Here is a 12,832-nt window from a genome sequence, read left to right on the forward strand (position 1 = left end):
CGTGGCAGAAGATGGCTGCCGCGGCAAACCATTATCCCGTCAAATGATGGAATGCTGCAATGCAGCATCGGTAAATGCGAAAAAACCGGCACAGGGCCGGTTTGCTTGGACGCGTTTGGCTTACTTGCCGAAGCGTTCGATGCCTTCCAGCAGTTCGGTCTTGGCGTCTTCCAGCGTGCCCCAGCCCTGGATCTTGACCCACTTGCCCTTTTCCAGATCTTTGTAGTGCTCGAAGAAGTGCACCATCTGCGCGCGCAGCAGTTCCGGCAGGTCTTCCAGCTTCTGGATGGACTTGTACATCGGGCACAGCTTTTCAACCGGAACGGCGACCAGCTTGGCGTCCACGCCGCCGTCGTCTTCCATCTTGATCAGGCCCAGGGCGCGACAGCGCACCACCACGCCCGGCGGCAGCGGGAACGGGGTCACCACCAGCACGTCTACCGGATCGCCGTCGCCGGCCAGAGTTTGCGGCACGAAGCCGTAGTTGGCCGGGTACATCATGGAGGTGCCCATGAAGCGGTCAACGACCAGCGTGTTCCAGTCCTTGTCGAATTCGTACTTGATCGGAGCGGCGTTGGCGGAGATTTCGATGACGACGTTGAAGTCGCCCGGCATATCCTTGCCCGGGCCGATGCTTGCGAGGTTCATTGCGCGCAATCCTTCGTGTTGATGTAAATAAATGGGATTAACCGATCGATTATATCAGCTGCTGCCGCGGCTGTGCCGTCCAGGTATAATCGCAGGTTTGACGAATATTGCATGCGGGAGTGGCGCGGCTATGCTGGACAAGCTGATCATTGAACTGGACAAGGGCCTGCGCACGCTGTGCGCCCCGGCCAACAGCGGCCGCGCGCATCCAGACCAGGATGTGGCCGAGGCCGATCTGAGCCCGGAGCAGAAAAAGCACGCGCTGGGCCTGATGCGGGTCAATCACTGCGGCGAGGTGTGCGCCCAGGCCTTATACCAAGGCCAGGCGCTGACCGCGCGCGATCCGTCGGCGCGCGAAGCGTTGAAGCAGGCGGCGCAGGAAGAGGTGGAGCACCTGGCCTGGACCGAGCGCCGCATCCGCGAGCTGGGCGGCCGGCCCAGCCTGCTCAATCCGCTGTGGTACACCGGCTCGCTGGCGATGGGCGTGGCGGCTGGCGTGCTGGGCGATAAATGGAACCTGGGCTTTCTGCAGGAAACCGAGCGCCAGGTCGGCGCGCACTTGGATAGCCATTTGCAAACGCTGCCGGAAGATGACGCGCGTAGCCGCGCCATCGTGGCGCAGATGCGCGATGACGAACTGCAGCATGCCGAGATGGCGCATGAGCTGGGCGCGGCCGAGCTGCCGGCCCCGCTGAAGGCGGCGATGAAACTGTCTGCCAAGGTGATGACCGGCAGCAGTTATCACCTGTAAAGCCCCGTTGGATACTCATTCAAGCCGGCCTCGCGCCGGCTTTTTATTTGTCCTGCCTCAAACTTTGTCCGGAAACACCATGCCGCGTTCATATCCAGTCAACCGCCTGTCCGCTTGCTTGATCAAGGTCTAACCGCTCCACCCTGGCGATGCCATATAAACAGATGCGATAGCAATCGGTTTCAGTTGCCGGCCCGGCTGGGCGCAGGCGCTGCGGCCAAGGAGAGCAGGCATGTGGACTTTCTGGATTGAATTCGCGCTGCTGCTGACCGCCATTCTGATAGGGATACGGCGCGGCGGGGTGGCGCTGGGCATGATAGGCGGGCTGGGCGTGGCCGTGCTGGCTTTTGTCTTTCGCGCGGCGCCGGCCGAGCCGCCGATCACGGTGATGCTGATCATCCTGGCGGTGGTGACCGCCTCGGCCACGCTGCAGGTGGCGGGCGGGCTGGATTTTTTGGTGCAGCAGGCGGAAAAGGTGATGCGCAAGCATCCGCAGCAGATCACCTTCCTCGCGCCTTTGTCCACCTTCTTGCTGACCATGTGCGTCGGCACCGGCCACGCGGTGTATTCCTTGCTGCCGGTGATTGCCGATGTGTCCTTGAAGACTAAGATCAGGCCGGAGCGGCCGATGGCCATGGCCAGCGTCGCTTCGCAGATGGGCATCACCGCCAGCCCCGCCGCCGCCGCCGTGACTTCATTGTTGGCGATGACCGCGCACAGCAGCCAGCCGTTGACGCTGTGGCAAATTCTGATGGTCACGATTCCGGCCGGCCTGATCGGCGTGCTGGCCGCCGCGTTCTGGAGCCTGAAGCGCGGCGCCGAGCTGGACCAGGACCCGGAATACCAGGCGCGGCTGCAAGACCCGGATTTTCGCGCCTCTATCGAGAAATCCGTCACCACCTTGGACAAGACCTTGCCCGCCCACGCCAAGCCGGCGGTGGTCCTGTTCTTCTCCGGCATTCTGCTAGTGGTGTTGCTGGCGCTGTTCCCGCATTGGCTGCCCATCGATGAAAAGGGCAAGACGGTGCCGATGACCACGGCGGTGCAGTTCGTGATGCTGGCCTGCGGCGCCTTCATCCTGTTTCTGTCCAATGCCAAGGCGGCGGCCATCGCCCGCTCCGAGGTGTTCACCGCCGGCATGATCGCCGTGGTGTCCATCTTCGGCATTGCCTGGATGAGCGACACCTTCGTCAAAGCCAACCAGGCTTTCCTGGTCGACAATATCAAGGTGATGGTGGAGTACGCGCCCTGGACCTTCGCGCTGGCGATGTTCGCCGTGTCCGCCTTCGTCAAGAGCCAGGCCGCCGTGCTGACCATCATGGTGCCGTTCGGCCTGGCGCTGGGCCTGACGCCGCATCAGCTCCTGGCCATCATGCCGTCCTGCTACGCCTATTTCTTCTTCGCTTTTTATCCCAGCGACCTGGCGGCCATCAATATGGACCGCAGCGGCACCACCCGCATCGGCAAATATTTGCTCAATCACAGCTTCATGATGCCGGGGTTGATCGGGGTGGGCGTGTCCACGGTGGCGGCCTACGCATTGACGCATTTTTACTTCTGATAGGGGAAGCGCGTGAAAACCTGTCAAGCAGACGTGGTGATAATCGGTGCCGGCGGCGCCGGATTGCGGGCGGCCATCGCCGCCGCCCAGTTCGATCCCAGGCTCAAGATCGCCCTGGTGTCCAAGGTGTATCCGATGCGCAGCCATACGGTGGCGGCGGAGGGCGGCTCGGCGGCGGTCAAGCAAGACCATGACAGCTACGACGCCCACTTCCACGACACCGTGGCCGGCGGCGACTGGCTGTGCGAGCAGGATGTGGTGGAGTATTTCGTCCGCCAGTGTCCGGAAGAAATGGTGCAGCTGGAGCACTGGGGCTGTCCGTGGAGCCGCAAGGAGGACGGCAGCGTCAATGTGCGCGCCTTCGGCGGCATGAAGATAGAGCGGACCTGGTTCGCCGCCGACAAGACCGGCTTCCACATGCTGCACACCTTGTTCCAGACCTCCATCCAGTTTCCGCAGATCCAGCGCTTCGACGAATACTTCTGCGCCGATCTGATCGTCGAAGACGGCCAGGCGCGCGGCGTGCTGGCCATCGAGATCGCCAGCGGCGACAGCGTGCTGATAGAAGCCGGCGCGGTGGTGATGGCCACCGGCGGCGCGGGGCGGGTGTTCCGCGAGAACACCAATGGCGGCATCGTCACCGGCGACGGCATGGCCTTGGCCTACCGCCACGGCGTGCCGCTGCGCGACATGGAGTTCGTCCAGTACCACCCCACCTGCATGCCGCGCACCGGCCTGTTGTTCACCGAGGCTTGTCGCGGAGAGGGCGGCCTGCTGATCAATAAGGACGGCTACCGCTATCTGCAGGACTATGGCCTGGGGCCGGCCGAGGACAAGCCGCGCAACAAGTTCATGGAGCTGGGTCCGCGCGACCGGCTGAGCCAGGCCTTCTGGTACGAGCAGCAGCAGGGCCGCACCGTGCAGGGCCCTTGGGGCTCGGCGGTATATCTAGACCTGCGCCACCTGGGCCACGCCAAGCTGCGCGAGCGGCTGCCGCAGATCTGCGAACTGGCCGAGGAATTCCTGGGCATCGACCCGGCCAAGGAGCCGATTCCGGTGCGCCCGGCGGTGCACTACACCATGGGCGGCATCCTGGTCGATGGCCATTGCGCCGCGCCCATGCCCGGCCTGTACGCGGCGGGCGAGTGCTCCAGCGTCGGCATCCACGGCGCCAACCGGCTGGGCTCCAACTCGCTGGCCGAGCTGTCGGTGTTCGGCAAGGTGGCCGGCGTCGAGGCCGCCCGTTTCGCCCGAGAGCAAAAGCCTGCCAAGCGCGAGTCTTTGCTGAAACAGGCCGAGGCGGCGGAGGCTCGCCTGCATGCGCTGCGCGCCAAGGAAGGCACCGAGCGCATCGCCGATCTGCGCCGCGAGATGGCGGAGACGATGGAGGCCGGCTGCGGCATCTATCGGATGGCAGACAGCATGCAAGCCACCTGCGACAAGTTGGCCGAGCTGAAGCGGCGCTTCAACAACGTCAACGTGGAAGACAAGTCCAGCGTGTGGAACAGCGACTGGCTGCTGGCCATCGAGCTGGGTTACCAGCTGGATGTGGCCGAGGCGATGGCGCATTCGGCGCTGCAACGCAAGGAATCGCGCGGCGCCCACCAGCGGCTGGATGGCTATGAGGCGCGCGACGACGCCAACTTCCTCAAGCATAGCCACGCCATTTATCAGCCAGACGCGGCGCCGCGCATCGAGTACGGCGCGGTCAAGATCACCACGTCCCAACCCGGCGTCCGCGCTTACGGCGCGGCGGGGGTGGCCGCAGAAAAAGGAGAACAGGCATGACGGACCAGACGATGAGCATCGAGGTGATGCGCTATCGGCCAGAGCAGGACAAGGAGCCGTGGCTGCAAAGCTTCGAGGTGCCGTACAGCGATGACATGTCGGTGTTGCAGGGCCTGCAATACATCCGCGACTACCTGGACGGCACGCTGGCATTCCGCTGGTCCTGCCGCCAGGCCATCTGCGGCAGTTGCGGCATGATGGTGGACGGTGTGCCCAAGCTCGCCTGCAAGACCTTTCTGCGCGATTACCCCGGCAAGGTGCGCATCGAGGCCTTGAATCACTTCCCGATCGAGCGCGATCTGGTGGTGGTGCTGGACGATTTCATAGACAAGCTGGAAAGCATCACGCCCTATATCGTGCCCAAGGAAGACAAGCCCTTGTCCGAGGGCGAGTACCAGCAGACGCCGGCGCAGATGGACTGGTACGCCCAGTTCAGCGGCTGCATCAACTGCCTGCTGTGCTACGCCGCCTGTCCGCAATACGGGCTGAATCAGGACTTCCTCGGCCCCGGCGCCATCGCGCTGCTGCATCGCTACAACCAGGACAGCCGCGACGGCGCCTGCGAGCAGCGCATGGAGCTGCTGGCGGCGCAGGAAGGCGTGTTCAACTGCACGGCGGTCGGTTACTGCTCGGAAGTCTGCCCCAAGGCGGTGGACCCGGCCAATGCGGTGAACCTGAACAAGACGGCGGTGGCCAAGGATTATTTCCTGCGCTTCGCCCGGCCCAAGGGAGGTTGCAAATGAACAAGCGCAAGCCTTATGTCCGGCCGATGCCAGGCTGGTGGCGGAAGAACCCATATTTCATCGAGTACATGATCCACGAGGGCACGGCGCTGTTCGTCGCGGCCTACGCCTTTGTGCTGTTGTTCGGCCTGTGGCGGCTGAGCCAGGGCGAGGCGGCGTGGAACGGCTTCATCGCGGCGCTGCAAAGCCCCCTGTCCATGCTGTTGCACCTGATTCTGTTGTTGATGATCGGCTACCACAGCTACACCTGGTTCAAGATCATGCCGCGCACGCTGCCGCCGCTGATCATAGGCGGCAAGCGCGTTTCCGCCGCGGCCATCACCGCCGGCGGTTTCATCGCCACCTTGCTGGCCAGTCTGGCGCTGCTCGGCATCGCATGGGGGATTTCGCAATGAAAAACCGGCAATTGAAGCGTTCGCATGCCCCCATTTTCTGGGGCTTGTTCGGCGCCGGCGGCATGTTGGCGGCGCTGTTTGGACCGATGCTGGTGTGGATCACCGGCTTCGCCGCGCCGCTGGGCTGGCTGCCGGCCAAGGCGGCCAGCTATCAGGGCGCGCTGGCGCTGGCGCAAAACCTGATCGGCAAGGCGGTGTTGTGGGGGCTGATCAGCTTGCTGCTGTGGCATGCGGCGCACCGCATTTACCATAGCCTGCACGATATCGGCATTCATGGCGGACCGCTGGCCAAGTCGCTGACTTATGGCGTGGCGGCGGCGGGGACACTGTGGGCGGCGGCGCTGCTGTTGGGTGTTTGAATACTATTTTTAATCAATTACTTGAAGGAAAGGCACTCAGTAAAAACAACTAGCTATTCTCCCAGTTCATCTTATATTGAACTATGTTCCATGATGGCTTTATTCATGGTTGTTTTATTTAAAATGCGTTCAAAAAAGCTATATGGCCGCCAGAGACTGTGCGGAAACGTAGAGCGTTGAATGCAGGGAGAAGGCGATGTCTGTCAGCGCGATCGGCAGTTACTCCAGTGTTTCCTTTGCGCCGGCGATGCCGTCGGTCAATCCCTCGCAACAGGCTGGCCTGTCATCAGGCCAGCTTCCAGGCGTTTCGCAGGCTTCCAGCCCCTTTGGCAACAGCGGCGGCAGCCTGAGCCAGAATGCGGTCGCTGCCTTGCAGATTACAGGCCTGAATGTATCGGGCAGCGGCCAGAGCAGCGCGACCGCAAATGGCGTCAGCGCCCAGCAGGCGGTCAACTCCTTTGTCTTGACGCTCTATCAGTCGGTGCAGGCGGAAAGCTTGAACGGCGCAGGCGGCTCCTCATCGACGAGTACCAATGCCGGCGGTTATGGCGGCTTTCAGGATAATCTGCAGAAGCTGCTGCAGGACGTCAGCAATGGCGTGCGCAATCCCGCCACCACCAAACTGATGGCGGCGTTCAAGAACCTGGAGCAGCAGTTGGGCGGCGCGCCGGCTGCGGCCCCTTCTCAGCAGGCGGCCTTGCACGATTTCATGCAGAACCTGGTGAATCTGCAGAACAACAGCCAATTCTCTTCTTCCTCAGGCCTAGGGTCCTTGGTCAATACCCGCGCCTGATCCATTTGCCGGCATAAAGTATTGCGGCAGGCGGATCCATGAGCCATGATGAAGTAGGCGCGAATCTGTATTTTCCTTTTATTAACAAATATTTGCAGATTGCGCCTACGCCAGCTGGCAGCGGTGCCGATATACCGCTATCAGCGCAAGCTGAGGGCGGGTCTTTGGTTTTCCGGAAGGAGAGCATCATGTCAGTCGGGTCTTTGGGCAATAGCTCCATTTCATTGCAGTACACTCAGGTCAGCATCCAGGAAACATTGTCCGGCGATAGCGGGCAATCCGGCAGCGGTTCGGTTCAGGGCAGCGGGGGCGGCGGCGGCCATCATCACCATCATGGCGGTGGCGGCGGTTTGGGGCAGGATGTGTTGCAGGCTTTGCAGCAATCGGGTCTGTTGCAGTCCGCCTCAGGCAGTTCGTCCGCCTCTTCCGCCGATGGCGCCTCTAGCGACGGCACCGATGCCAATGGCGCGGTGAGCGCCGCAGGCGGCGGTAATCAGCAGCAAGCGGTGCATGCCTTCATCCATTCATTGTTCCAGGCTTTGCAGCAAGAAGGCGCATCGTCCGCGTCGGGCGCGGCCTCGTCTGGCGGCGATTCGGATGGAGACGGCGATGTCGATTCCGGCGGCTCGGACCAGGATGCGGGCGGAGCCGGCGGCGTGAGCGGCGGCGGCTATGGCAATCTGCAAAACAATCTGCAGCAGCTGCTGCAAGATATCTCCAACGGCACGCAGAACGGCGCAACCTCCACTTTGCAAACCGCGTTCCAGAATTTGCAGCAAGCGCTGGGGCAAGGCGGAAGCGGCCAATCTCAATCTTCGCTGCAAACCTTCTTGCAGAATCTGAGCAATAATCTGCAGCAGGGCCAGTTCGGCTCCAGCGCCGGCGTGGGCGCTTTGCTGAGCACCTCGGCTTGAGCGCGCGATAGCCCCGTGAGGGGCGTCTAATGTCAGTTTGCAATTGAGAAAGGCCGGAGCGATCCGGCCTTTCTCATTTCCGGCCCGCCCCGCGGACGGAATGGTTTGTCGCTGGAGCCTTGCCGCGCGGTTCAAAAAACGTATTGCCTATCGCAAGAAAACAAACAATTATGAATATGAGTTTTAAATTGCATTTATCTTAATTGTTTGTAATTCAGGCCTTTACTGTTAATCGAAACCCGAATTCTAGCGGGAGGGCACCATGTCAGTCGGGTCGGTGAGCGCGGGCGGCATCTCTTCGCAGTATGTGCAGAATAATCCGGACTTTTCGTCTCAAGCGTTGGGCGCGCCATCGGGTGGCGCGGCGCGAGCGGCAGGCCAGCAGCGAGGCCTCTCGCCCGGCGAGGAGCTGACGCAAGGCGTTCTGCAAGCTATGCAGCAGTCCGGCTTGTGGCAGCCCAAGGCCTCGACCGGGGTGGCGACAAGCAGCGACGGCAGCGGCTCCCAGGCTATAGACCCCGCCAGCGGCGGCAATCCGCAGCAGGCAGTTCAACAATTCGTATACTCTTTGTTTCAGTTGGCGCAGCTGGCCGGCGCATCTGCCGAAACCAGCGGCGATCCCAATCAAAACAACGGCGCGAGCGGGCAGAGCGGGTCAAGCGGCTATGGAGGTTTTCAGAACAATCTCCAGCAGTTGTTGCAAGACGTGGCAAGCGGAGCGCAGAACGACGCCACATCCTCTTTGCAAGCGGCCTTCCAGAATTTATCCGATGGAACAGGCGGACAGGGGGCTCAAATCTCATTGCAGGCGTTTATGAAGCAACTTAACGCCAATTTGCAGCTCGGCCCGCTTGGCGCCGGCAGCAGCGTCGGCGTGCTGATCAATACCACGGCCTGAGCCAGGCAGGCCGTAGGCGGACAGTGAAAAGGCCGGAGCGATCCGGCCTTTGTCTTTAATGTTTCTTGCGGGAGGGCAGGCTGGTTGCGATGCCCAGCCCGATGATGGCCACGCTGATCAGGCCGGTCGTCACCTCGCCAAGCTCCACATGCAAGGCGGCGGCGAACATGATGGCGACTAATGCGGCGATGGCCCAGAACGCCGACACTTCCAGATACTTGAACTGTCCGATCACGTCGCGCTCCACCAGATAAATGGTCAAGGAGCGCACAAACATCGCGCCTATGCCCAAGCCGGCGGCGATCAGCCAGAAATCGCTGGTGATGGCGAAGGCGGCGATCACGCCGTCCATCGAGAAGCTGGCGTCCAGCACTTCCAGATAAATAAAGCCGATCAAGCCATTCCTGGCCGCGGCGGTCTTGATGCCCATGCCGCCGAACAACTGCTTGAACATATGCAGCGCCATGAACACCACATAGCCCCAGAAACAGCTGCTGATGAAGGCCATGCGCTGGCCGGCCGGCACGCAGGCGGCCACGGCCGCCACCACCAGGATGGTGACCAGCGATTGGGCGTTTTCCACGCTGCCCAGGCGCGACAGCAGGGGTTCGACGCCGGGCAGCCAGTGCTCGTCTTTTTCATGCTGGACGAAGTACTCCACCACCACCATCAGCAGAAAGGTGGCGCCGAAGCCCATGATCATCAAATGGCTGTCATGCATGATCTGCTGATAGCGTTGCGGCTGCTCGGTGGCGACGACGAAGGCCTCGCTCAGCGGCACGCCGCCGGCGGTGGATACGATCAGCAAAGGGAACAGAATGCGCATGCCGAACACCGCGACCGCGATGCCCAGCGTCATGAACACCTGCCGCCAGCGCGGGCTCATGACTTTGAGAATGCCGGCGTTGACGACGGCGTTGTCGAAGGAGACGCTGGTCTCCAGCACTGCCAGCACCAAGGTGGTCAGCAAGGCCGCGCTGGCGGCTTCCGCGCCGCCCTGCCCATAGCCATACCAGCCGACCATGGCTAGCGCCGCGGCGCTGAACAGCAGCGAGCCGCGGAAAAAAGAAAAAGTGGAGCGCATGTGCAAATACCTGATTTTATTGCGGAGGATCCGCTGTTTTGAATGCGATGACGGCCGGGGAGACCGGCCGTTCGCTGTCGCGGATTATAAGCTCAAATCAGACCGATGGCATCAAGACGCGGCGCCTTGCGCTGCCATGCAGCGCTGATAGCGGCCATCCACGCGGTCGGCGAACCAGGCGGTGGTCAGCTTGCGGGTGATCTTGGGGCTTTTCAGATCGATGCGCGGCATTTCCACGCGAGGCAATGCGTGTCCGGCCTGCCGGTCGGCGGCGGCGAAGACTTTGCGATAGAGTTCGCTTTGGCCGAAGGCGCTGTTCTTTTCCAGCTTCAGATCGCGCTGGATGTCGGCCGCGCTCATGCCGATTTTAGAGGCGATGGCCAGCGCGGCGCGCTGGCTGCCGGCGGTCTGTCCGCCCTGGTAGTTCAACAGGTCGCCGTCCAGCGCCAGCTTGTGGCCGCTCAAACGCGCCAGCGCGGCCTGGAAGGCGGCGTTGCGGCTGCTGTAGCGGCCGGCGTTGAAGTCGGCGAAGCGGTATTTCATGTCCTGATACGGCGCGGGATATTGCAACAGGATGGCCGCGCCGAAGTAGACGCCGCCGCGGCGGCTGAACACCTCATGGCGAATGCTGCCTTGCACCGGGTAGGGGTAGGGCCAGACGCGGGCATGGCCCTCGGCGAACTCCACGCTGACTTGCATCGGTCCGCCGGTGCGGATGGGGTTTTTCATCTCGAAGGGCAGGCCCATCTTGCGCGCTTCCTTGGCCATGTCCTCGTACAACAGATTCATCTCCCGTTCGGTGCGCAAATTGTCGATGCGGGTCTTGTAGCTCTGGCCATTGGGCGAGGTCTTCAGCAGGGCGGTCTTCACCACCGTCAGCGGCACCAGATAGCGGTGGGCCTTCTCTTCGATTTTTCCCCAGACGATCTTGTCCAGCCCCGGCACCACCGGGTCGCCTTGCCAGCTGGACTCCTGCTCGATGACGGCGGCCAGCGCGCAGGAGTATTCGGCCGTGGCCGGGATCTGCAAATGACGGAAGGCGCTGTCGATGTCGTTGATCCATCCTTGCCTGTCATGCGCTTTGGCCGGCACCGCGCGGGCGATGACTTGCCGGCCCATGGGCGGCGCGGCCTTGCTTGGCGGCGGCGGAACGGGCTGAGGCGCGCTGACGGCAGGCTGCGGCGAGGCGGGCGCGGGAAGCATGGGCTCTGGCGCTGAGGCGATGGGCGGCACGGTTTCTTGAGGCGCGGACGCGATGGGCGCGAGCGGAGCGGCGCAGGCTGCCAACAGCAGGCTGAGCGAGATGGGCAAAAAGCGTTTCATGTTTTGATTATGCATTTGAGCAAAAGGCGTGGGCCGAGCTTAGGCGATGCCTTGCCCGCAGGCAAGGCCAGACCAGGCCTAGCGCGCCGGCAGATAGGCCGCCGGATCGACCACGCGGGTGCCCAGCCGCAGCTCGAAGTGCAGCTTGACCCGGTCCGCGCCGCTGTCGCCCATGGCGGCGATCTGCTGCCCGGCGCTGACCTGCTGGCCTTCCTGCGCCAGCAGCTTCTGATTGTGGGCGTAGACGGTCAGGGTGCTGTCATTGTGTTTGACGATGATCAGGTTGCCGTAGGCGCGTATGCCCTTGCCCGCGTAAACCACCTTGCCTGAGGCGGCCGCCCGCACCGGGTCGCCTTCCTTGCCGGCGATGTCCAGCCCCTTGTTGCGGTTGCCGTCGAATTTGGCGATCAGCGCGCCATCGGCCGGCCACTGCAGCTTGATGTCGAGCTTGGCTGGCGGCGGAGCGGGTTTGCTTTCTGCCGGTTTGGCGGGCGTCGCGGCCGGTTTGCCGGCTTGCGGCTTCGCCGTTTGAGACGGCGGCTGTACCCGCAGCAGCTGCCCCTTCTGGATATTGGAGGCATCAGCCAGCTGGTTCCAGCGGGACAGGCTGGCCACGCTTTGCTTGTACTTGCGCGCGATGCGGTATAGCGTGTCGCCGGCCTGTACGCGATAGAAGCCGGCAGGCGCAGGCGCGTCCGCCGCGGGAGGCGTCGCGCAGGCTGCCAGCAATAAGCTGCTACAAATAATCAGAGAGCGGAAGTGCATGCGCTCGATTTTAACATCTCTAAGATGGCATGGGCGGGGTGGGGTGATGATGAGGCGGTTTTGGTTGGCGTGCGGATGGCTGCTCAGCGGCGCGGCGTGGGCGGAGGCGCCTGTTCTGACGGTTGATTTGTATACGCTGGATTACCCTCCTTTTGTCACCAAGGAGGATGGAAAGCCGCCGCGGGGGATTGCCGTAGATCTGGCCATGGCGGCCTTGAGCCGGGCCGGTTTGCGCGGGCAGGTTGTCGATCTGCCGTGGAAGAGGGCGCAGATGCAGGTGATGAACGAACCGCTCAGCTGCCTGATGCCGCTGACGCGTTCCGCCAAGCGGGAAGAGCAGTATCGCTGGGTCGGCATGATCGATAACAGCCAGCAATCCTTGTTCGTGATTAAAACCCGGCCAGGGCATCTGCGCGGTTTGAACGATTTGAAAGGGCTGAGGATCGTGACGCTATTGGGCTCCTCGATGGCGGAGTGGCTGCGGCTGCACAATGTGGCGTTTTCCGAGCTGCCCACCACCGAGGACGCTTATCGAGAATTGAGCCTGGGGGTGGCGGATGCCTGGGCCGTGCATGGGCCGGTGGCGCGCTATCTGGTGAAAAAGCAGGGCAGCAGCGCGGTGCCGATACGCGAAGAGTTGCGACTGCAGGAAACATCGGTGTATTTCGCCTGCAGCAAGCGGATGCCGCAAGCGGTGGCCAAAAGTCTGGAAGAAGCCTTCCAGTCGTTGAGGAGCAGCGGCGAGACCGCGCGCATCATGTCGCATTATCTGGATTGAGGGTGAACTGGCGCCTGGCTTGGTTGAGGACA

General features: G+C 62.4%; 14 protein-coding genes. 10 read left to right on the top strand and 4 right to left on the bottom strand.

Features of this window, described 5'->3' with window-relative positions; all coding sequences use genetic code 11:
* Positions 1–120: 120 nt before the first annotated feature.
* Entirely contained in the window at positions 121–648 is a 528-nt protein-coding gene (gene ppa, locus NKT35_RS14455; RefSeq protein WP_254294131.1) for an inorganic diphosphatase, read from the bottom strand.
* Between the two features lie 130 nt (positions 649–778).
* Between ppa and coq7 the strand changes: the two genes are divergently transcribed.
* From coq7 to NKT35_RS14500, 9 genes are all read left to right on the top strand, one after another.
* The gene (gene coq7 / locus NKT35_RS14460; RefSeq protein ID WP_254294133.1) at positions 779–1,399 is read left to right on the top strand and encodes a 2-polyprenyl-3-methyl-6-methoxy-1,4-benzoquinone monooxygenase; all 621 of its coding nucleotides are present in this window, start codon (positions 779–781) and stop codon (positions 1,397–1,399) included.
* Positions 1,400–1,631: 232 nt separating this feature from the next.
* A complete protein-coding gene (locus NKT35_RS14465) occupies positions 1,632–2,960 on the top strand; it encodes an anaerobic C4-dicarboxylate transporter (RefSeq protein ID WP_254294135.1) in 1,329 nt (442 codons plus the stop codon).
* Positions 2,961–2,972: 12 nt separating this feature from the next.
* Entirely contained in the window at positions 2,973–4,748 is a 1,776-nt protein-coding gene (gene frdA / locus NKT35_RS14470; protein ID WP_254294137.1) for a fumarate reductase (quinol) flavoprotein subunit, read from the top strand.
* A complete protein-coding gene (locus NKT35_RS14475; RefSeq protein ID WP_254294139.1) occupies positions 4,745–5,491 on the top strand; it encodes a succinate dehydrogenase/fumarate reductase iron-sulfur subunit in 747 nt (248 codons plus the stop codon). The genes frdA and NKT35_RS14475 overlap by 4 nt, the downstream gene beginning before the upstream one ends.
* Complete coding sequence (locus NKT35_RS14480) at positions 5,488–5,886, top strand: fumarate reductase subunit C (RefSeq protein WP_254294140.1); 399 nt, start codon at positions 5,488–5,490, stop codon at positions 5,884–5,886. The genes NKT35_RS14475 and NKT35_RS14480 overlap by 4 nt, the downstream gene beginning before the upstream one ends.
* Positions 5,883–6,245 (top strand): fumarate reductase subunit FrdD, encoded by a 363-nt coding sequence (gene frdD / locus NKT35_RS14485; protein ID WP_254294142.1) that lies wholly within the window; start codon positions 5,883–5,885, stop codon positions 6,243–6,245. Before NKT35_RS14480 ends, frdD begins: the two co-directional genes overlap by 4 nt.
* Positions 6,246–6,441: 196 nt before the next feature.
* Positions 6,442–7,038, top strand: a complete 597-nt coding sequence (locus tag NKT35_RS14490) for a hypothetical protein (protein ID WP_254294144.1) — start codon at positions 6,442–6,444, stop codon at positions 7,036–7,038.
* A 188-nt stretch (positions 7,039–7,226) separates the two neighbouring features.
* The gene (locus NKT35_RS14495) at positions 7,227–7,952 is read left to right on the top strand and encodes a hypothetical protein (protein ID WP_254294145.1); all 726 of its coding nucleotides are present in this window, start codon (positions 7,227–7,229) and stop codon (positions 7,950–7,952) included.
* A 262-nt stretch (positions 7,953–8,214) separates the two neighbouring features.
* On the top strand, positions 8,215–8,850 hold the full coding sequence (locus NKT35_RS14500; RefSeq protein ID WP_254294147.1) for a hypothetical protein: 636 nt from the start codon (positions 8,215–8,217) through the stop codon (positions 8,848–8,850).
* Between the two features lie 55 nt (positions 8,851–8,905).
* Here NKT35_RS14500 and NKT35_RS14505 read toward each other — a convergent pair whose 3' ends face one another.
* The 3 genes from NKT35_RS14505 to NKT35_RS14515 all read right to left on the bottom strand — a co-directional run bounded on the left by NKT35_RS14505 (position 8,906) and on the right by NKT35_RS14515 (position 12,022).
* Positions 8,906–9,934 (bottom strand): DUF475 domain-containing protein, encoded by a 1,029-nt coding sequence (locus tag NKT35_RS14505; protein ID WP_254294148.1) that lies wholly within the window; start codon positions 9,932–9,934, stop codon positions 8,906–8,908.
* A 111-nt stretch (positions 9,935–10,045) separates the two neighbouring features.
* On the bottom strand, positions 10,046–11,257 hold the full coding sequence (locus NKT35_RS14510; protein ID WP_254294150.1) for a DUF1615 domain-containing protein: 1,212 nt from the start codon (positions 11,255–11,257) through the stop codon (positions 10,046–10,048).
* A gap of 78 nt (positions 11,258–11,335) precedes the next feature.
* Positions 11,336–12,022, bottom strand: coding sequence for a peptidoglycan DD-metalloendopeptidase family protein (locus NKT35_RS14515; protein WP_254294153.1), 687 nt, complete (start codon positions 12,020–12,022; stop codon positions 11,336–11,338).
* Positions 12,023–12,071: 49 nt separating this feature from the next.
* Between NKT35_RS14515 and NKT35_RS14520 the strand changes: the two genes are divergently transcribed.
* Positions 12,072–12,800 (top strand): substrate-binding periplasmic protein, encoded by a 729-nt coding sequence (locus NKT35_RS14520; protein WP_505190945.1) that lies wholly within the window; start codon positions 12,072–12,074, stop codon positions 12,798–12,800.
* Positions 12,801–12,832 lie beyond the last annotated feature (32 nt).

It is taken from the genome of Chromobacterium sp. IIBBL 290-4 (genome assembly GCF_024207115.1).
Lineage (GTDB): Bacteria > Pseudomonadota > Gammaproteobacteria > Burkholderiales > Chromobacteriaceae > Chromobacterium.